This is a genomic window from Bartonella sp. AP3QHHD (assembly GCF_042195765.1).
Lineage (GTDB): Bacteria > Pseudomonadota > Alphaproteobacteria > Rhizobiales > Rhizobiaceae > Bartonella.
Window position 1 is genome coordinate 137,722 of record NZ_JBHIPC010000111.1, and the last position, 21,316, is coordinate 159,037.

At 36.5% G+C, this 21,316-nt stretch carries 18 protein-coding genes and 1 tRNA gene; 7 read left to right on the top strand and 12 right to left on the bottom strand.

Features of this window, described 5'->3' with window-relative positions; translation table 11 throughout:
• Positions 1–15: 15 nt before the first annotated feature.
• From ACFIL7_RS09685 to ACFIL7_RS09730, 10 genes are all read right to left on the bottom strand, one after another.
• Positions 16–1,398: an ATP-binding protein gene (locus ACFIL7_RS09685; RefSeq protein ID WP_375634245.1), complete on the bottom strand. Its 1,383-nt coding sequence runs from the start codon at positions 1,396–1,398 to the stop codon at positions 16–18.
• Entirely contained in the window at positions 1,395–2,081 is a 687-nt protein-coding gene (locus tag ACFIL7_RS09690) for a response regulator transcription factor (protein WP_273791552.1), read from the bottom strand. The genes ACFIL7_RS09685 and ACFIL7_RS09690 overlap by 4 nt, the downstream gene beginning before the upstream one ends.
• A 72-nt stretch (positions 2,082–2,153) precedes the next feature.
• Complete coding sequence (locus tag ACFIL7_RS09695; protein ID WP_375611163.1) at positions 2,154–3,665, bottom strand: Do family serine endopeptidase; 1,512 nt, start codon at positions 3,663–3,665, stop codon at positions 2,154–2,156.
• 218 nt (positions 3,666–3,883) lie between these two features.
• Positions 3,884–4,294, bottom strand: coding sequence for a cytochrome c-type biogenesis protein CcmH (locus tag ACFIL7_RS09700; protein WP_375634247.1), 411 nt, complete (start codon positions 4,292–4,294; stop codon positions 3,884–3,886).
• Position 4,295: 1 nt separating this feature from the next.
• Entirely contained in the window at positions 4,296–6,275 is a 1,980-nt protein-coding gene (locus tag ACFIL7_RS09705; RefSeq protein ID WP_375634249.1) for a heme lyase CcmF/NrfE family subunit, read from the bottom strand.
• Between the two features lie 7 nt (positions 6,276–6,282).
• Positions 6,283–6,762: a cytochrome c maturation protein CcmE gene (gene ccmE, locus ACFIL7_RS09710; protein WP_375634251.1), complete on the bottom strand. Its 480-nt coding sequence runs from the start codon at positions 6,760–6,762 to the stop codon at positions 6,283–6,285.
• A 77-nt stretch (positions 6,763–6,839) separates the two neighbouring features.
• On the bottom strand, positions 6,840–7,610 hold the full coding sequence (locus ACFIL7_RS09715) for a tetratricopeptide repeat protein (RefSeq protein ID WP_375634253.1): 771 nt from the start codon (positions 7,608–7,610) through the stop codon (positions 6,840–6,842).
• Positions 7,611–7,840: 230 nt separating this feature from the next.
• Complete coding sequence (locus ACFIL7_RS09720; RefSeq protein ID WP_375636213.1) at positions 7,841–9,259, bottom strand: ATP-binding protein; 1,419 nt, start codon at positions 9,257–9,259, stop codon at positions 7,841–7,843.
• Positions 9,259–9,924, bottom strand: a complete 666-nt coding sequence (locus ACFIL7_RS09725; protein ID WP_375634257.1) for a response regulator transcription factor — start codon at positions 9,922–9,924, stop codon at positions 9,259–9,261. The genes ACFIL7_RS09720 and ACFIL7_RS09725 overlap by 1 nt, the downstream gene beginning before the upstream one ends.
• A 21-nt stretch (positions 9,925–9,945) precedes the next feature.
• On the bottom strand, positions 9,946–10,182 hold the full coding sequence (locus tag ACFIL7_RS09730) for a hypothetical protein (protein WP_375634259.1): 237 nt from the start codon (positions 10,180–10,182) through the stop codon (positions 9,946–9,948).
• A 348-nt stretch (positions 10,183–10,530) separates the two neighbouring features.
• Here ACFIL7_RS09730 and ACFIL7_RS09735 point away from each other — a divergent pair, with 348 nt between their 5' ends.
• The 4 genes from ACFIL7_RS09735 (at position 10,531) to ACFIL7_RS09750 (ending at position 15,142) form a co-directional block, all read left to right on the top strand.
• Positions 10,531–12,684 (top strand): transglycosylase domain-containing protein, encoded by a 2,154-nt coding sequence (locus ACFIL7_RS09735; protein ID WP_375634261.1) that lies wholly within the window; start codon positions 10,531–10,533, stop codon positions 12,682–12,684.
• Positions 12,685–12,701: 17 nt separating this feature from the next.
• Positions 12,702–13,298, top strand: a complete 597-nt coding sequence (locus tag ACFIL7_RS09740; RefSeq protein WP_375634262.1) for a DUF1214 domain-containing protein — start codon at positions 12,702–12,704, stop codon at positions 13,296–13,298.
• Entirely contained in the window at positions 13,291–13,830 is a 540-nt protein-coding gene (locus ACFIL7_RS09745; RefSeq protein ID WP_375636211.1) for a hypothetical protein, read from the top strand. Before ACFIL7_RS09740 ends, ACFIL7_RS09745 begins: the two co-directional genes overlap by 8 nt.
• Before the next feature lie 526 nt (positions 13,831–14,356).
• Positions 14,357–15,142, top strand: a complete 786-nt coding sequence (locus ACFIL7_RS09750) for a DUF1499 domain-containing protein (RefSeq protein WP_375636209.1) — start codon at positions 14,357–14,359, stop codon at positions 15,140–15,142.
• 1,469 nt (positions 15,143–16,611) lie between these two features.
• On the opposite strand, the gene ACFIL7_RS09755 is transcribed toward ACFIL7_RS09750, so the two are convergent.
• Complete coding sequence (locus ACFIL7_RS09755; RefSeq protein WP_375683543.1) at positions 16,612–16,746, bottom strand: hypothetical protein; 135 nt, start codon at positions 16,744–16,746, stop codon at positions 16,612–16,614.
• A gap of 434 nt (positions 16,747–17,180) precedes the next feature.
• On the opposite strand from ACFIL7_RS09755, the gene ACFIL7_RS09760 reads away from it, so the two are divergent.
• From ACFIL7_RS09760 to ACFIL7_RS09770, 3 genes are read left to right on the top strand one after another with little or no spacing between them, the layout of a single operon-like run.
• Entirely contained in the window at positions 17,181–18,848 is a 1,668-nt protein-coding gene (locus ACFIL7_RS09760) for a peptidase domain-containing ABC transporter (RefSeq protein WP_375683544.1), read from the top strand.
• A complete protein-coding gene (locus ACFIL7_RS09765) occupies positions 18,838–20,163 on the top strand; it encodes an HlyD family type I secretion periplasmic adaptor subunit (RefSeq protein WP_375683545.1) in 1,326 nt (441 codons plus the stop codon). The genes ACFIL7_RS09760 and ACFIL7_RS09765 overlap by 11 nt, the downstream gene beginning before the upstream one ends.
• A gap of 6 nt (positions 20,164–20,169) precedes the next feature.
• Complete coding sequence (locus ACFIL7_RS09770; RefSeq protein ID WP_375634273.1) at positions 20,170–20,634, top strand: toxin-activating lysine-acyltransferase; 465 nt, start codon at positions 20,170–20,172, stop codon at positions 20,632–20,634.
• Positions 20,635–20,867: 233 nt separating this feature from the next.
• Here ACFIL7_RS09770 and ACFIL7_RS09775 read toward each other — a convergent pair.
• Positions 20,868–20,942: transfer RNA gene (locus tag ACFIL7_RS09775), tRNA-Gln, on the bottom strand.
• Between the last annotated feature and the right edge of the window lie 374 nt (positions 20,943–21,316).

The window sequence follows — 21,316 nt, forward strand, 5'->3', positions numbered from 1 at the left end:
TGAAGAAAAATATCTTTAAGGAAATAACAAAATAGCCCTAAGCCCTGGATTTGCATTTTCAAGTAACAATTCACCCCCATGAAGCTTCATAACCGCTTTTGCTATACTTAAACCAATCCCAAACCCAGGTTGTGTGCGGCTTTCTTCAAGACGAACAAATCGTTCTGTCACTTTTTCACGTTTATCCTCTGCTATTCCTGGTCCATTATCGCTCACAACAACTAATAAATGTTCATCACGATATTCCATTGATAAGCAAACCTTCGCTTGCCTTCCACCTTTAGGCGCATATTTAATTGCATTATCTATAAGATTAAAAATTGATTGTGCAACAAGCTCACGATTCAATTTTAGCTCTTTATCAAATATATCTCCCAACTGAAGTAAAACACCTGACTCCTCAGCAAAAGGTTCGTAAAGCTCAACAGCATCCTCAATGATCAATTTCATATTCATCATTTCAAGATGTTCAATTGCACTGCTGGCCTCAATACGTGAAATCATTAAAATCGCATTGAACGTACAAATAAGTTGATCTGACTCTGCAATAACCCTATCAAGGACCTGACGATATTCAAGCTTTGTCTTATTTCCTGAAAGTGCCTCTTCAGCGCGATTTCTAAGACGCGTTAACGGCGTTTTCAGATCATGAGCAATATTATCTGATACTTGACGTAAACCAATATTTAACTCTTCAATGCGGTCTAACATAACATTAAGATTGGTTGACAATCGATCAAACTCATCCCCTACTCCAGAAACAGGTAAACGCCCACTGAAATCACCATCCATCAAGCGCTGTGATGCAGCCGTTACATGATCAATCCTTTGTAAAGCTCTCCTGCCAACAAAAAACCATATGAGTAAAGCGCCTCCAACCATTGCAGCAAGTGCAATGATCACAGCTTTGCGAATAACAACAGCAAAACGTTCTGGCTCATCCAAATCACGTCCTATAAGAATCTTCATAGCATTAGGCAAATCAACAATAACCGCCAAAGCGCGATGTTCACTTGTTTTGCCATGTTCTCCAAAACGGGAATACAAAAAAGAGGTAGAAATAAAACCACTCTGATTCAAAAGACCTAATTCAATACGTGCTACATTTCCTGCTAAAATACGCCCCATAGAATCTGTAACAAGATAAAGAAATGCTCCTGGTTGTCTTGAACGATAATCAATAGTGCGCATTAATAAGGATAATCCCCCATAATTATAAGCATTTTCAATATACTTTAATTCTTCATGTAAAGCCTGTTCAGTTTGCTCTGTTAACAATGAAGCAGAAAATGCCGTCATATAAATAGAAAGTCCTGTTGCCACCAATCCAAACAATAAAATGTAAAGTGCTGAAAGCCTTAGCGCCGTCGTGCGCATTATATTAATCAAACGATTCATGCTTTGTTATCTGGTACTTTCAGCATATATCCAGCTCCACGCACTGTATGGAGAAGGGGAACATCAAAATCTTTTTCAATTTTGGCTCTCAAACGAGAGATATGGACATCAATGACATTCGTTTGTGGATCAAAATGGTAATTCCAAACGTTTTCCAAAAGCATAGTGCGTGTAACAACCTGCCCCGCATAACGCATCAAATATTCAAGTAAACGAAACTCTCGTGGTTGCAATAGAATGTTTCTATCACCTCGTTTTACCGTATGTGCTAACCGATCAAGCTCAAGATTACCTACACAGTAAACAGTTTCTGCTTCTTTAGGATTTTTCCGCCGTTGTAAAACTTCAACACGCGCAAGAAGTTCAGAAAAAGCATAAGGCTTTGTCAAATAATCATCTCCCCCTGCACGCAGCCCCGTTACACGATCATTAACTTGCCCTAAAGCAGACAGAATAAGAACCGGTGTTTCATTGCCTTTAGCGCGCAATTCAGCAATAATAGAAAGACCATCACGATGCAAAAGCATTCGGTCAACAACCATAACGTCATAATTTTCCGTGGTTGCTAAAGCATATCCCGTATCCCCATCATAAGCAACATCAACAGAATGCCCTACTTCCAAAAATGCTTTTTCGAGATAATGCCCCGTCTCATGATCATCTTCAATAACGAGTATCTTCATAAAACGTATCTCCATTATTTTATTATGTTGTAGGACAAATATTTAATAAACATTTGTCCTACAACTAAAGCCTTATTTTTTGAAAATTGGAAGAGCAACAAAACGATTTTGATCATTTGTTCGCACTTGTAAGAGTATAGCCTTTCGTCCTAACTGCTGAGCATTTTTGATTGTGTTAATAATATCAGAGACTCGTTTAACCGGTTTATTATTTACTGTCACAATGATATCACCAGGGCGTATCCCTTTATCTGCAGCATCTGAATCGGTATCGACATCCGTTACGACAACCCCTACACCATCATCAGAAGGCATAACAATCAAACCATAATCTTCCAATGTTTCATCTAAATCACTCTGTCCATTTGAATATTTTGAAGTCTCTTTCTTACTTTCATCTTCAGACATTGAAGCGAGTTTAACCTTTATACTCTCCTCCTTACCTGATCTCCAAATCCCTATGGTTACCATTTCTCCTGGTTTAATATTTGCAATACGTTTCGCCAACTCACGCGCATCAGCAACTTTTTCATTATTCACTGAAATAATTACATCACCCGCTTTAATACCAGCCTTTTCTGCCGGTCCTTTTAACGGATCAGTAACCAAAGCACCTTTGGCTTCTTTCAATCCTATTGAATCGGAAATCTCCTTTGTTACCGGCTGAATCTGAACACCTAACCAACCACGTTGAACTGAACCTTTTTCAATAAGTTGTTGTACAACCTGTTTTACAGTCGCTGCTGGAATAGCAAAAGCAATCCCAACATTTCCTCCAGAAGGAGAAAAAATTGCTGTATTAACCCCAACAACCTTTCCATTAAGATCAAACGTTGGACCACCAGAGTTTCCTCTATTAACAGCAGCATCAATCTGAATAAAATCATCGTATACACCAGTGCCAATATCACGTCCACGTGCAGAAACAATACCTGCTGTCACAGTTCCACCAAGACCAAAGGGATTCCCAATAGCAACAACCCAATCCCCAACACGAAGCTTTGAATCATCACCAAAATCAACATAAGAAAATTTTCTTTTATCATTCACTTTTAATACGGCAAGGTCGGTTTTTGGGTCTTTCCCAATGAGCTTTGCGTTCAATTCTGTACCATCATCAAGAACAACAGTATAACTTGTTCCGTCAGAAATCACATGATCATTGGTCACAATGTAACCATCAGACGAAATAAAAAAACCCGATCCAAAAGCAACAGGACGGAGTCTCTGCGATTGGTGCGGAAATTTATTTTTAGGTTTATCAAAATCATAAAACTCTTTAAAAAATCTTTTTAAAGGATGCTGATCTGGTAATTGATCAAGTCCTGGACCACTAAAAAAGTTGCTAAAGAACCTATCTTCTTTCTTTTTATTGCTCTTTACTTGTACTGCCACAACGGCTGGTTTCACTTGAGCAACAATATCGGCAAATCCCTGTTGTTGCATTAACGAAGTAAATACAGAACTTGCATGAGCCTTTGTCATCCACAAGCTTGATGTACATCCACTAAAAAACAGTGCACTTTCCAATATCGCAGAAAAACTCACTGCGACAAATGTTTTAAAGAAAGCCTTTTTAACCATTTATTCTATGCTCCTATTCAATCATACCTATATTTCAATTCCGATCACTTATAAAATACCAGACCTTACCGTTTTCTGTCTAAATTATTAAAGTTTTGTAAGGTTTCAGTATTCCCTAATATAATTACAATAAGATTGTCTGCTTATTGCAGATGATCTGATTTTTTTCTTTTATGTAACATTTTTTTTAATGCAATGACATTTTTGACTGTTCTTTTTCATTCACATAACGCATGATTATTCCGTTTGAAGTGGAAAAATATAATACTTACGCCAATGATAATAATGATCAAAGGCGAGAACCATAAAAACCAAGTTATTTTATTCAATGGTGGTTTCAAGAGAATAAATTCACCATATCGCTCAACAAGAAAGTCAGTGACTTGCTGATTACTATAGCCCATTTTTAGCCTTTCCCGAATTAAAAGCCGTAAATCACCTGCTAAAGCAGCATCTGAATCATCAATTGATTGATTTTGACAAACCGGACAACGTAAATGCGATGAAATATGGCGTGCTCGCGCTTCAAGAATCTTATCCTTTAAAATCTCATCCGGCTCTACTGCTATTGCTAATCGAAAAGGAAACGTTGCAATTAAAAAAAATACAATCCAAAGAATTTTTTTCATCTCAATGTCTTTTCCAAAAATTTAAAGCAAGCACTATCCTATTGTACATGCCAATGCGAAACCAATACCCCAAAAGAGAAAAACATCCCCCCATAGCCATCATGAATGCCCCTAACCAAATACATATTACATAAGGCTTCCACCATACGTGCACAACGAGACCCCGATTATCGATATGTCCCGGTACAATATATAGCTGCGATAAGCCATAATTTTTAAGACCAACTTCTGTTGTTGATGTATTTTGGCTTGAATAAAATCGCTTTGAGGCTGTTACATGACCCACAATGTTTTTATTTTCATATATTTTAAAATAAAATTCCATTGTCGAATAATTCGAACCAACACCATCATGCACTGCATCAAAATGAAGCGTTTTATCCGCTATCGTCACCCTATCCCCTACGTTCATGATTAAAATACGTTCTTGCCCAAAACTTACCACGCAAACAATACCAAATAATGTAATGCCTAATCCCATATGTGCTATTGCTGCACCAAAAGTAGACCATGGCAATCCAAGAAATCTCTTAACGCGTACTGAAAAAGCTCTCTTGCCATATCCACTCTTTCCCCATAGATCCGCTAAACTGCCTAAAAAAACAAACGCTGAAAGCCCAATCCCTAAAACTGCAAAAATATCACGCACAGATGCCGCATAGAATATTATAAAACAGACGATACCAACCAATACAAAAACAAACCACAACCGTTCAAAAACTGCAAGAAAATCACCGCGTTTCCATGCCATCATTGTCCCAAATGGAACAAACAACAACAGCAAAACCATTAGCGGTCCACAGGTAAGGTTAAAAAAAGCAGCCCCTACAGAAATTTTTTGCCCTGTTAATATCTCAATAAAATAAGGATAAAGCGTACCAATCAATACTGTTGCTGTTATTGTTGTCAGTAACAAGTTATTTAAAACAATAAACCCTTCACGTGAAATTGGTTGAAAAAATCTTTCTGTTTTTAAAATAGGGATACGCAAAGCAAAAAGAAGAAAAGCAGCTCCCGTAAAAAAAAATAAAAGAGCAAGAATTGCTTGCCCGCGTGCTGGATCAACAGCAAAACTATGAACAGAAACTAAAAGCCCAGAACGCACAAGAAAAGTTCCCATCAGAGAAAGGGAAAAAGTAAGCAGCGCTAAAAACAGAGTCCAACTTTTCAATATTTCTCGTTTTTCGAGAACAAGAGCAGAATGTAAAAGAGCCGTTCCTGAAAGCCAAGGCATAAACGAAACATTTTCAACAGGATCCCAAAACCAATAGCCTCCCCATCCTAGCTCATAATAAGCCCAATAAGAGCCAACCATAATACCCAATGTCAAAAAACACCAAGCAAGTAAAAGCCACGGACGAATCCCACGCGCCCAAATTCTATCAACATGTCCCATAATCAATGCCGCAACGGCAAAAGAAAAACAAAGTGAAAAACCGACATAACCTAAATAAAGTAGCGGTGGATGAATTGCTAATGCGATATCTTGTAAAAGAGGATTGAGACCATTTCCCTGCAATGCTGGTGGATTTACGCGTAAAAATGGATTGGATACAAAAAGAATAAATAAAAGAAAAGCAGTTGTAATCCAACTTTGGCAAATTAAAACAAGCGTCTTAAAATCTTCTGGCAAATGTTGGCTAAAAAAAGCCATCAATGCACTAAAAAAAGCAAGACTTAAAACCCACAACAACATAGAGCCTTCGTGGTTGCCCCAAACACCTGTAATTTTATAGAGCATCGGTTTTTCTGAATGAGAATTCTCAACAACGTTCAAAACAGAAAAATCAGATACAACATAAGCATAAATTATCACTAAAAAAGATAAAAGCAGTAATGTAAAAGTAATATATGTTAGAGGAACAACTGTTTGCATTAACAAACGCTCTCTCCACCAAAAACCTAAAGCAGGTAAAAATGCCCCTAATAAGCTTACTGAAAATGCTGCAGCTAAAAAAATATGACCCAGTTCGACAAGCACAATCGAATTATTTCTCCATAATGTAATGTTTTTTCAAACGATCAGCTGTTTCTTTAGGCATATAAGTTTCATCATGTTTTGCTAAAATACGCATCCCTATAAAAAATCCCTGTTTATCGAAATGCCCTTCTACGATCACCCCCTGACCTTCACGAAAAAGATCCGGTAAGGCACCATTGAAAACTACTTTTTCATGTTTTTTGTTATCCGTTACAAAAAAAACAACGCCTCTCTCTCCAACATATTGAACAGTTCCCTTTTCAACAAAGCCACCCAAACGCAAAGGGCGCTCCGTTAAAATATCTTCTCTTGTAATTTCAGAGGGCATTCTAAAAAAACTGACCGCATGACGCATTGCATACACTATGAGACTTGCTGCAATTGTTATAACCAAACAACATAATAATATGATCAGTAAGCGCTTTTTTTTTCGCTGCTCTAAAATAACCTTCCATGAGGTAGAATTCTTTAAAGATTGACTGTTCATAGACACTCTGCGAAAAAATTTTAAATACGTTATAACTAAGTATCAATATTTTATTTTTTAAGAGCTTTGCACATCTTCTACATAGGTGCAAGATTTCTTTTCTTTGTATGATCACTCGATAAATCACGTAACTGAATCATCATTTTTTTAACACGTGATTGTCCTGAAAAATTTTCAGGCATTGTATCAAGAAAGCTTTGTAAAAATTGCACTGCCTGCGCAGTTTTTCCTGCTTGATGCAATGCATCTGCCAACAATAAACGTGGATAAAAATCTGTTGGCGCTAAATCTGCTGCTTTTTGAAAAGCATTTTGCGCTTCTTGCGTTATCACTCCCCCTTCATAACCAACCAATGCTAAACCGTATCCTACAAGCCTTGGAGCTGTTTCTCCATTCAAACGAAGTGCATCTAAATAAGTATTCACTGCTTCTTGAAAAAGGCTTTCTTCGAGATACCCTACCGCTAACGCATCTGCTAGCTTGCCATCATGAGGTGCACGGAAAAAAAGCACTTGTAAACGAATAAGCTTTTCTTGCTTACTAAGAGTTTGAGGATTTTTATCCATTAATTCGCTAAAAAAATAACTTTTCACTTCTGGATTGCCTGTCAGCCCATAAATATTCCATGTCATAAGGAGAACAAACAAGATACTTAAAGCCTTAAGAATATTTCTTTTTTTATAATGCATATAAAGCTTGTTAAACTCAATCATACGCTTATGGCTTCTGTAACCATCCACGGTTTGAACTTTCCATTCTTTTTTTATCTCATCGTCAAAACGTAGTGAAAGAAAAAGAACACTTGCCAGAAAAATCAGAAAAAATGCTGCAGAAATTAATAAGAGCATATCGTTTTTTTCCAATACGAACAGAGAATAACTCGCTTACATTTTATCCTCTTCATGAGAAAAATGATGTGAATTAATAAAAATTCATTTTTTCATGGAGAATATTAATCTATTATATACATCAATTAAACAAAGAAACTAAAAACAATGTTTCCCTACTCTTTGATGTATTGTCTGAAAATACTGCTTTAAAAACTTTATAGACATTTCTTGCTTAAGGAGAAAATATGTTATTCTCCCATCTTAGGTAATAAAACTTTTGCATACAATCCACCCAAATCAGAACGTGATAAAAAGAGATTGCCACCATATTCACTGACCATATCTGAAACAATTGCTAACCCTAAGCCTGACCCTAGTTTATTTTCATTAAACCGCCGCCCTCTTTTTAATGCTTCATCAATTTTGTCTTCTGTTAAACCAGGACCATCATCTTCTACAAAGATACTAAAATATTCTGTTTCTTCAGCATTTTCTTCTAAACAACAAGAGATCAAAACCTTTGCGCGAGACCACTGAGTAGCATTTTCAATCAGATTCCCTATAATTTCTTCTAAATCTTCCTTCTCTCCAGAAAAAACAATATCATCAACATCCATAATAAATTGAATTTGTTTTTCAGGATTAAGCTTTTTCATAACCCGCACCAAGCGTTCAAGCACACTGCGAACAGACGTATGATAGACAACACTATCGCATTGTGCTGCAATCCGCGCACGCTGAAGATAATGATTGATTTGAGCTTGCATTATTTGCGTTTGCTCTCTCAACAAACTAGCCTTTTCTCCGCGCATCTTATCTGTCTCATTCATAATCACGGATAGAGGCGTCTTCAATGAATGCGCGAGATTACCAACCTGTGTGCGAAATCGCTCAATAATACGCTGATTATTATTAATGAGAGCATTCATCTCTTGTACAAGCGGCATCACTTCGCTTACTAAATCCGTATTCACATAATGAACTCTTCCTTCGCGAATATCATTCAATGCACGTCGAATAAGCTTCAACGGTTGAAAACTAAAGAAAATAATAGCAATATTAATAAGAACACTCCCGATACCGAAACTCCAAAGAAAAATTTGCAAAGTTCGCTTAAATTCCTTTACCTGGGCATGAGCTTCATCGATATTCCCAACAAGCCGAAAACGTGCAATATGATTTTTATTATCAAGAACAACATCACTCTCAATCACTTGTAGCTTTTGACCATTGTTCCCCGTTATCCGATAAGAGCGAAAGAATTTATTGTTAAAAGGTATATCAACATCACTTGGTGTAAATATCTCGCCTGTTCCCAATGAGGGGGATGTCAATCTTCCTTTTAAATTATGGGATATCGCAACAACTTCCCAATACCATCCTGTTGTTGGATCAGAATAACGAATATCATCAATCCCAGCCCCTCCTCTTAAAGTACCTTCTGATGACACCGTCACTGTTGCAATAAGACTGTAGAGTTGAGCAGAAAGGATACGCTCTAGGCTTTGTTCAGTCGAACGCTTATAAAATAAAATACTTACTGCAGAAATCGATAAAAGAGAAATAACAACCCATAATGTTGATAAGATCATAACACGTAAACTGAGAGATCGAGTAATTACAAAAAAGAACCTCCTATACCAATTATTCTCTTCAAAAACATTCATTAATCACCTCGCGTTCTCACGCGATATCCCATTCCTCGAATAGTTTCAATCAAATCCACTCCAAGCTTTTTCCGTAACCGACCTACAAAGACTTCCACTGTATTCGAGTCCTTATCAAAATCCTGATCATAAAGATGTTCAGTAAGCTCTGTTCTTGAAATGACTCTGTCACAATGATGCATGAGATACGAAAGCAGTCTGAATTCATAAGATGTTAGTTTAATCAATTGACCATCCACAAAAACACGAGATGTCTTTGTATCCAACAAAACATTTCCGCAACATAATGCACTCGTCGCATGTCCCGTAGTGCGACGAATTAATGCTCGCAAGCGCGCCATCACTTCCTCCAAATGAAATGGCTTCACAACATAATCGTCAGCTCCAGCATCAATACCGTGCACCTTATCAGACCAACGGTCTCGCGCTGTTAGCATTAAAACAGGCATGGAGATCCCTTCTTGACGCCACTTTTCAACAACACTAATACCATCAATCTGCGGTAAACCTATATCAAGTATCACCGCGTCGTAAGACTCTGTGCTACCTAAAAAATAAGCCTCTTCACCATCGAAAGCACTATCGGAAACATATCCTGCACGTCTTACAGCTTCTGCTAATTGATGGTGAAGATTCCGATCATCTTCAACGATTAAGATACGCATCACAACACCATCTGCTAAAGACTAATCAGCAGGAACAAAAAACTCAACACGACGTAACTTTTCACCATTACGGGCTGGTACAACAACCACAATTGCACACATGTCCTTTCCATCCTGAACAACCGGTTTTGAACGGACGAGAACCCCGCTCTCTTGCGCGGCAACCTTCTTACCTACTTCAGCACACCCAGAAGCTCGAACAGAATCTGCTCCTAAAAAAGCTGCTATTATTACAAACAAGAATTTTTTTTTCATCATAAATATTTCAATAACCCATCTCTTCTTTTCCTTGATAAAGGATAAAAGAAATAATGGTTTTTTTGGGTCGACTTAAAAATCACAAATGGAAATAATTTATCCTCTATCTTACAGAAGAACACATTAATATTATTCCAAATTTTTAAAAACTCAAAATAAAATATTTTTAATAATGAGAATAAAATTTATTCAATAAAATAATAAAATCTTAATACACTATCTTATGAAAAATGAATAATTCTAAAATAAACTCTTTCTCTGTTAGCACTATAGCAAAAAAATACTTCTACTCCATATAATTATTGTAGATTTGTTTGGTTGTATTTCTTTGCCATAGGCTCTCTTTAAATGTTTGATTTTTTTAAAAAAAAGAAAAGGCAACATCGTAAGCCATTTCACAGTCCTGCTCTCATTGAATTAGACGCACGATTAGACACAGCGCTTTATCACATTCGTTCTGCTAACAGTTTTTTCTGGAAAAAGGCAAAAATCGTCTCACAAAATTTTCATCTTCAAGGATGGAAACGTTTTATCGTTGAAGTTCTCGATGAAATACTAACATTAGGGTTGATGGGATTTACTCTTTTTACCATTTTTGGCATTTCTGTTTTTGAACTGACCAAAACAGATTGGTCTTCTCCTAAAAACTTTTCCATTCTTTTTCTAGATCGCTATGGAAATTCCATTGGGCACCGTGGTGCACTGCCGGCAATCTCTGTCCCCGTTGAAGAAATGCCTGACACTGTCATTAAAGCGGTTCTCGCTACAGAAGACCGTCGTTTTTTTGATCATTGGGGTATTGATTTTCAAGGACTTACACGGGCAATTTCACAAAATATGCAAGCTAAAGGTGTGGTGCAAGGTGGTTCAACTCTCACACAACAATTGGCTAAAAATTTATTCTTAACAAACGAGAGAACCATAACACGTAAAATCAAAGAAGCTTATCTTGCTCTTTGGCTAGAAGCAAATTTTAGCAAAAAGCAGATTTTACAACTTTATCTTGACCGAGCCTATATGGGAGGAAACAATTTTGGTATTGCCGCAGCGGCAAAATTTTATTTTGGAAAAAACATACGTCATGTATCTTTAAGTGAATCTGCTATGTTAGCAGGACTCTTTAAAGCTCCAACAAAATATGCTCCTCATAGTCATCTCTTTGCTGCTCAAACACGTGCCAATGTCGTCCTTTCTAATCTTGTTAATAGTGGCTTTATGACAAAGAGCCAAATTATCAATGCGCATCGCCACCCTGCTAAGGCACTTCCCCAAATAGAAAATAATCAGCCAGATTATTTTCTTGATTGGGCATTCGAGGAAGTCAAAAAAATGCGCAATCAACTTCCAAGCCATAGTTTAATTATTCAAACAACCCTTGATCCGAATATTCAAAAAGCAGCAGAAGAATCAATCGCATATCATTTACATCAATATGGTCAACAATATCGCGTAACCCAAGCTGCCACCGTTATACTCGATAATAACGGTGCCGTATGCGCAATTGTTGGAGGACTCGATTATAAAAAGAGCCAATTTAACAGAGCAACACAAGGCGGACGGCAAACTGGTTCTTCATTCAAACCTTATGTTTACGCAACCGCACTGGAACACGGACTGTCTCCCTCGACAATTGTTTTAGATGCTCCTATCAATTGGGGAGGTTGGACACCCAAAAATAATTCTGGTCGTTATTTGGGAAAAATTGATTTAGCAACAGCTTTAGCTTTTTCTATTAATACAGTCCCTGTGTATCTCACCTATCAATATCTTAACCGTGATACCCAACCCATCATAGATCTCATCAAGAATATGGGGATTAACGCGCATATTTTATCACACAAAACAATGGTTCTTGGCACTTCCAATATGACCCCCATGGATCAAGCTACAGGCTTTAATGTCTTTGCCAATGGAGGAATAGCGGGTAATCGTCATGGGTTTACGCAAATCAAAACAATTGATGGTCGTGTTGTGTGGGATTTCGAACATAACGGAAATAAGTTACACCGAGTTCTCAGCAGACAATCAACAGCTTATATGAACCAAATGATGGTGGGTGTCACGACACGAGGATCTGGTAAGCGTGCTGCTCTGCCCATGACTCTCGTCTCAGGGAAAACTGGAACATCACAATCTTATCGTGATGCTTGGTTTGTTGGCTTTACAGGCAATTATACGGGAGCCGTATGGATGGGAAATGATAACTTTTCACCGATGAATCGTGCTTTTGGGGGTGGCGTTCCTGCCATGATATGGCATCGCATCATGCTTGCTGCACATCAAAATATCATGCTCAAACAGCTCTATGGTGTTCAAGATTCTCTCCTTCCTCCTTATCAGCCCCCAGTACTTTCTTCCCATGCAGATTCTGAAGTTCCTCCTCCAATACCCTCTACGCTTTCTCCTGAAACATTGAATATTGTGCGATTGATTAACAAAGATCTGAAAAAACCATCTGCAATTTCTTTGAAGATGAAAACAACTGGAGATTCAACATTTTGAATTCAAGATATTCACTGATGTTTTTTAATATCACCATTTTCTTTTTTATCTTCGCTTTTTCCATTTTATGTGGAACACTGAGTGTCGATTATGTGCTCAATTCCTTTCCTCATTTTGAACGCTTTAGAATTGGAAAATGGAGTGCTTATCCAAAAATGGGAACCGCCAATATGGATCCTTATACCCGCGCCCGCACGACCAAACGAGGCATTGTTTCACTCGGACGAACTGAAGGTATTCAATTCCAGATTTGGCAAGATAACCAAGGGCGTCCACTTCATCATCACTGTCATTATTTACTCAAAGGCACCATCCCTGAAACCCGTCTTTTTACCCTTTATACAGCTGACAAATCCCTAAAACCCTATACTTCATCCAAAGAAATACCTTTTGAACTCCACACTGACAATATTATCTATGAGCATGATGGCTCATTGCGCATTAATATTTCACCCACACCGCAAACCGGCAATTGGCTTGCAACAGTTAGTCAAAAAGAATTCGGGCTTATTCTTACTTTATACGATACCCCAATCATCTCAGCAACGGCATTACAAACGCTTACAATGCCATCAATAGAACAAATCCCATCAGGACAAATAAATTGTGACTAGATTTATTTATATCGCACTTCTTGCAATCATTGGCGCTATTATTGTTCATATTTGCGTTCTCTTTCTGATCCCCACCTGGGCACAAGATAATATATGGACAGCACTAAAAAAATCTGGAACCTCTTATCAATTTGTCGATTTTACTCCCGATAATCCTATTCAACAATCTGCTGATCCCCTCTTTCTTCTTAAAGTCTGCAGATTTAACCTTGAAAATGGACCTGTTCATTTAAAAGCTTTGAAAACACGACAATTTTGGTCACTAGCAGCCTACACACACAACGGAATTATTTTCTATAGCCTTAATGACCGAACAGCCCCTGATGCGACACTCGATCTTATCATTGGAAAACCAATACAAATCATAGAACTCAAAAAATCAAAACCTAAAAAAAATACCAATTCAGTTTTGGTTGCTAAAAATTTGAATGAAGGGTTTGTTATTTTACGTACTTTTGTCCCTTCTTCCCTTGCGGGAAAAGAAAGTGAAGCTTTCCTTTCATCTGCGACCTGCCGTATATTTTATGAATAAAAACCGACTAACCTCTCATTTGTACAACACCTTACTTTCTATACAAAATACATGAAGCCTATCAAAATGGTTATCTTTTTTCTCTATTAATTGAATATTCAAATTTATCTGATTATAAATCCCTCAATTTTTTATTGAGATATAATGAAATCTCTATTGCACATCATCATATCCTATTTGATACGCATTATCTGACAGAAAAAACTCCCCGCAATCAGAAGAGAAAAATCAAGAGTAAAGCTCTAAAAAATATGCTGCTAACAATTGTAAAACTTGTTATTTGAGTTTATTTCTTTTTATTTACAAACATTCCCATAAAATTCGCATCAATAACATGATAAACTATAGAAGAAATACTGTTTACCTTCAATGAAGTGCCAAAACAATCGCTGGAAACTTATAAGACATTACGCATCCTTGACCTCAAAAATAAGTGCTTTATTTTTGTTTTATGAGCATAAGCTTTTTGTAAGATAGCACTCTGAAAAAACTTGGCTTATAGTTTACAATTGAGGGGAAAAACTTCATGAAGAAGAGATATGTTCGGTTCGTTTCAAGAGCAGCAGTATGGTCCCCTCGATTTGGTGGATTGTCGTTCTTTATTTTATTATTTTCAGTCATTTTACAACGTTTTTCCGTCATTAACATAAGCGACTTCATAATTTTGATAGGTATCTCTACTGGCTGTGTAATTATTTCTCTTTTTCTGGCTATTAAAGCACTTCATAGTTTATGGTTATATGGTGCTCTAGGGGGAATGAAAGCTTTAAAAGGGATCGTTTATTCACTCATAACTGCGACACCATTGATGCTCTTTTTTGGACTTTGGTTTACCTTACCGGCTCTTTACGATATTTCTACCGATACACAAAGCCCGCCGGCTTTTTTTCGCACAATACGTCCCAGCGATGCTTTACCGCTCAAAAGTGTTTTGACTGAACAAGCAGCAATACAGATGTCACAATGGCCAGAAATATCGGGGCGCCGTTATGATGGCTCACCTGACCGTATTCGCGAATCCGTTCTTAATGTTTTAGCTGCGTATGATTGGCCTGTTGTAGCACAACGAGAATTCAAAGGCGAAGAAAATGAAATTTATATCGAAACGAGAGCAAAAACTTTTTATCTTGGCTTTATTTTAGATATTGTTATTCGTTTAACTGATGAAGGGGATACAACTTTTGTTGATATGCGTTCTGCTTCTCGTTATTTGCCAAGAGATTTGGGGACAAATGCTGCTTTTATTATCGATTTTATGGATGCACTTGATACAGAAATCGCCTCACTTCCTCTTTCTGAAGATAATGAGTAGAGGTTAGAAGTATAGTAAGTTACATTTACTAAATTAGCTTATTTCAAAAATAAATTTTGAGACGTGCAGAAACGCACAAAACATTTATCGTCTCTCGACGGCCATAAGCATTACTGACAAGTTCTTTAAACACCCAAAAGCAACTTATAGACTCTTTTTAGCGCGTGACATATAGATAAAATATTTGAATTTGAATTCAAATTCTAAACTTAAATACTATAATTGATTTTACATATATTTTTTATGCTCAGAAATCTCATCATAAAAGTAGGAAAGAAGACTTCTCTAATAAGGAAATTAAGCATTTCTTACAGGCTTATTTTTCCAATGAAAATAGAAAAATATATCTTCATCAAGAAAGATGAAATACATTTATCATAAAATATGATGCATATGTAATATAGTTACAGAAAAAAATAAACAATAAAATACACATAAATTCATCTGTATTTTACAATAAATGATTATTTCAATTTTATAAAGAAATTTCATAATAATAAAAAAAATATATATTATTACAAATAATAGAAACTTATTTAAATGAAAATAATTTTTTATCAAAAATAACTTAAATATAAATACTAATATCTAATATATTTAAACGCAACATAAATAAAACAAAACGCCAAAAATAACAAAAAGAACCCACTAAATGTCTTAATTGCTTCCTTTATACTATTTTTCCAACTGTCACCACTGTATCTATAAATTAATGAAAATGAAAATATAAAAATAAATATTGAAAATAAAATATCAAAAACATTATTATATAAAGATAATAAATAATCATTTTTCATATAAATAACGTATACAAATAAAAACTGTTATAGAAAGTAATATAACAAATATAATGAACAAAAATGTGCTTAACAACATTTTTTTCACAATTTCTTTGTTACTATAACCTTTAAATTTATACCGTAAAAACATTGTATAGAAAAATATAAAGAAAGCACATGTAGAAGATAATAATTCTGCAATAATACGAATAATATCACTCATAAAAAAATCCAAATTAAATATATATAAAAACAATAAACATTAATATATATTATATCATACAAAAGTTAATAAAGTAAAATAATATAAAAATAAAATTTCCAAATTAATCTATAATTATAAATTAATAATGAATAATCATTGTTCATAGAAATAACGTATATAAATAAAAAATATTATAGAAAATAATATAACGAACAAAAATATTCTTAACAAAATTTTTTTCCAAACTTCCTTTTTACTATAACCTTTAGATTTATAATATGAAAACAATGTATAGAAAAATATAAATAAAGCACCTATAGAAAATAATAATTCTACAATAATACTAATAATCTCATTCATAAAAAAAATCCAAATTAAATATATAATTTTGTAAAATTATGCACCTAAACCTTCCTGTCAAGTTTGTAGACACATAATTATGCCTACAAGCTTGTTCATTTTAGAAATATCTGCTGATTTTTATATTAGCGATAACATCCATAGGCTGTATTTCCTATACCTGTGGCAAATCCTACTCCAGAGCCAACTCTTCCTCCTAACCATAAACCTTCCACAGCGCCTATTGGTCCTCCAGTTACCCCCCCCCATAACTCCACCAATTACCACTCCCATATCATGTCCCCTATGTCCCATTGAAAATCCTGCAGAGAGATAATCTCCAACAGTACACCCAGGTCGTGATCCACTGCTTGAAAAATTCATTGATGAAATATTTGACCACGTATTAGAAACATGAGACCAACCATTAGAAAAACTAGAACCAAATGAACGAAACATATAAAACCTCTTTAATTATTGTTAAAAATAACTGTATCACAAAGATACAATGGAAAATTCATTATTATTCATTTTAGCAAATATCAAATATAATTTGTATAAATAACAATAAAAATACTGTATAAATAAAATATACATTTTGTTTGTATTGCATACATACAAAATGTATATTTTGTATAAATATAATACTATTTACAATACTGTTTAAATATGCGACATCCATCGCTCTTTCTCTTAAACAAAATCATAAATTCAAATGAGTCATTCACAAGAAAAACCTGTATCATTCTCTTGGTTTACAAGAACAACAAAGAAATATATTTATTATGTCATCGAACTCAGTTGCGTTGCTGTTGTTTTGCGCTTACTTGGCTTGGTGAGTCCTTTTATTTTTCAAGCGATTATCGACCGTATTCTCCCTTTTCAACGTATTGAAAGTCTCTATGCTATCGTTGTCTTGATGGTTGCTATTATGCTGTTTAGCACGGCTCTTAGCACTCTATCAGGTTACCTAGGCGCTTATTTAGCCAATCGGCTTACATTAGAATTTGGGCGGCGCATTTACAGCCATCTGTTAAGTCTTTCCTTGCCTGTCTTACGCACTTGGCAAGTGGGAGAACTATTCACGCGAATCGGAGAGGTTGATACAATTCGCGGTTTTCTAACAGGAACCATCGCCACAACTGTGCTAAATGTTCTGTTCGCAATCATTTATCTTGCGGCACTCTTTTCCATTAGTCCGAAACTGACCTTCATTGTCCTTATCATTTTACCTTTACAAATGGGTTCTTTAGCGTTGGTCGGTCCCTTCTTGCGCCGCCAATTACGCCGTTCTTTCACTCTGCAAGCTGTCCATAAATCGCGCCTTATTGAAAGTTTTACCAATCTTGAAGCCATTAAAGCACATGTAAAAGAATCTGCTCATACGATACGCATGCAAGAAACTTTAGCTCGTAGTTTAGATCAAAGCCTTACAACCAGTAAATTGCATCTTCTCAATGGAGCCATGAGCCATATTTTTGGTGATCTTTTCACTATTTTTATTATCTTTTTTGGTGCTCAGGCAGTTCTTCAAAACCAGATTACGCTAGGGCAACTTATTGCCTTTCATCTCCTCGCTGGAAATGTTTCTGGTCCTATCTTAAGCCTTGCATCCCTATGGGAAGAATGGCAGCATTTGAAAATCTCTCGTCTTCGTTTGGGCGATATTCTTAACTCCCCTTCAGAATGGGAAGAAGAAAAGCCGCCTCTTCAACTCAGCGCTCCTCCTCATCTTGAAACCAACGATCTCTGTTTTTCTTATGGAGATAAGTCCATTATCAATCATCTTGATGTCTGTTTACAACCTGGGCAACCGATTATGTTACTTGGTCCTTCAGGGTGCGGAAAAACAACCTTGGCGAAGCTCCTTTGTGGACTCTACCCCCCAACAAGCGGAAAGATATTGATTAACGCCCAACCTTTACAGAATTTTGATGTCCGTAGCGTGCGTAAAACAATCGCGTATTTTCCTCAAAATCCTTGCCTTTTTTCCGGAACTATTCTTGAGAATATGCTTCTTGCTAAACCAGATGCCACTAAAGATGAAATCGACTCTGCACTATATGTTAGTGCTTGCCATGATTTGATTGCTCAGTTGCCTTTAGGACTCAATACTCAAGTAGGAGAGCAAGGTGGTTTTTTATCAGGTGGTCAGCGCCAACGCTTGGCTTTGGCTTGTTTCTTTCTGATAAACCCAAGCCTGCTTATTTTGGATGAACCTACTTCCGCATTGGATGACGCTGTCAGTGCACAAATTGTTGAGCATTTATATAAACTTTCACAAGATCGTATTGTTCTTGTTATTACCCACAAAAGTGACCTCTTTCCTCGGCATGCAACCGTCTTAAACTTTACTGATTTGGAGGCAAAAAATGGCAGATAAAGCTCCCTATTTGCGCCCTTTGTCACCAACGCTTCATATGGTTGTTGCTGTTTTGGTCACCTTATTTCTCTTTATTGTAATCGGCAGCTTTATCGCAAAAACAGAGATTGTTGCACGGGGGCAAGGAAGTGTTATTCCCACCGCTTACGTTCAGCTGGTCCAAGCGCAAAATACAGGACGCATTGAGAAAATTCTTGTAAAAGAAGGGCAATTTGTTCATCAAGGCGATCTCCTTATTCAATTAGATCCTCGTGAAGCCCTCAATGAGTGCGCACGTGTTCAAGCAGATATCGCGCAACAAACTCTTCAAGCACAAATCGCAACAGCTATTTTAACAGCTTTACATGAAAGTGATCCTTTGGATAAAGATTTTGTGACCAAAGGGATTGCCTATCTGCCAGTTCCTCCTTCTGGCAACACGACTGCAAGAATAGAAGGGGAAAAACTCATTAGCGCTACCCTTCAATCTCTCCAAGATAAATTAAGAGCGCTAAAAGCACAGGCGGACCGCGTCGAGCGCAGCGGTGCAACACAACATGCGCAATTAGATAGGTTGGAAGATGATCGTCAATTAAGCCAAGGGAAATTAAAGGCTGCAAAAAGCCTAATGGAAACAAAAGTCATTAGCCAAGCAGTTTATTTAGAGCGTTTACATGACTTTAAAAATGTCGAGCATGAAATTTTAACCAATCAAAGACGTTTGGAAGAAAATGCCGCCGAAATAAACACCCTCCGCCAACAACGGAAAAGTCTCATTTCCGATGAAATCGCCCGCTATCGGCAACTTTCGCGTGAAACAGAACTGAATCTTCAAGGATTAAAAGCAAAGCTTGATAGCACTCAATACCATCTTGACCACTTATCACTTTATGCACCTGTTGATGGACGTATCGATGATTTAAGTATCCATACTTTGGGCGGCTTTGTAGAGGCTGGTAAAACTCTCATGCGCATTGTCCCTGGTGCCGGCGGACTCATTGTCGAAGCGTTTTTTGATAATCGAGATATTGGTTTTTTAGAAAAGTGTCAACGTGCTTACATCAAGTTTTCTGCCTTTCCACCTGAACGTTTCGGTGTTATCCACGGTACAGTCGTTAATGTAGGCGCTACAGCGCGCTATAATAAAGAAATTAATGGTGTCTACGCTGTTTTAATCAAAATTGACCAAGATCATATCACTTTGAATAACAAACATCTTAAATTTATCCCTGGCATGACTGTGACAACGGATGTCATTACCTCAAAACGACGTCTCATTTCTTATTTCTTTGAACCTATCACCAAAATTTTAGAACAATCTCTAAAGGAAAGATAAAGATTAATGTGTGTGCATGAAAATCCTTCATCATCATTCATAGACCCTCTTACAGCGTTAGGAGCTATGATGGTTTTAATGCTTACATCTCCCTTATACCGCCGCTGGCGAATTTGGGATATCGAACGCAACATAGGACCCGCCTTACAGACTGGGCAATATAAACTCTATAAAAATGAACGTGGAGAATTTTGTGCCTTTATCACTTGGGCTTTTTTAGATGAGAAAAATCATCAATCTATGCTTAAAAAGGGAGAATTTTTACCCGATGTCAATTGGCAGAATGGAAAATACGTATGGTTTATTGATTGTGTAGCACCCTATGGCCATACTGCTCATATTGTACGCGATATGCAACGAAATATATTTCCTGATCAGCGTTATTGTTATGCTGTACGACGTAATGAAGATGGTGGAATACGAAAAATTGCACGCTGGTGTTGCTATAGAGCGCAAAATCCAGCCAAATAGTTTTTCTAAAGCAAGTGCGCATAAATCATTTATTCCCCTCTTATAAAAAATAAGCTTTTAAAAGAGTTCTTTAAGCGATAGCTATATTAAAAGAAAACTTTACCATTATTTAGAGCTGCCCCGCTACAAATAGATGTTTTTCAACTTACCAGACTTTCCATGAATAGCAATAGATGGTTAAGGGGGCTAATTCACTCTCAAGCTGAACTTTGATTAACTAATTTCACTAAAATTGGCTGGGGTACCTGGATTCGAACCAGGGAATGCCGGTACCAAAAACCGGTGCCTTACCGCTTGGCTATACCCCAAAAAAAACACGCTTTATAGCAACTCTTGCACTTTATAGCGATTCCTGTGATTGGACGCAATATCTGAAAATCAAAGACTTTACTTTTTTATCATAAAATTTCTGAGTTTTGTATGGCATTGCCATCGATACAAATTCGTAGCAGAAACTGATATACAGTTGTGATTTTAACATAAGAAAAAACCATTTATCCATCAATTATTTTGCTCTTTGTATTGATTTTCTAGGAACAGAAGAAAATCTTGCAGTTTACTCATGTATCTAATAAATTTGCATATGATTTACTTTTCTTGATATATTAAAATCCCATCTTGCTCAATTTAAGAAAAAAGCTGTCACCACATTGGCAATCGGTAAGTGTATAATAGTGCTGCT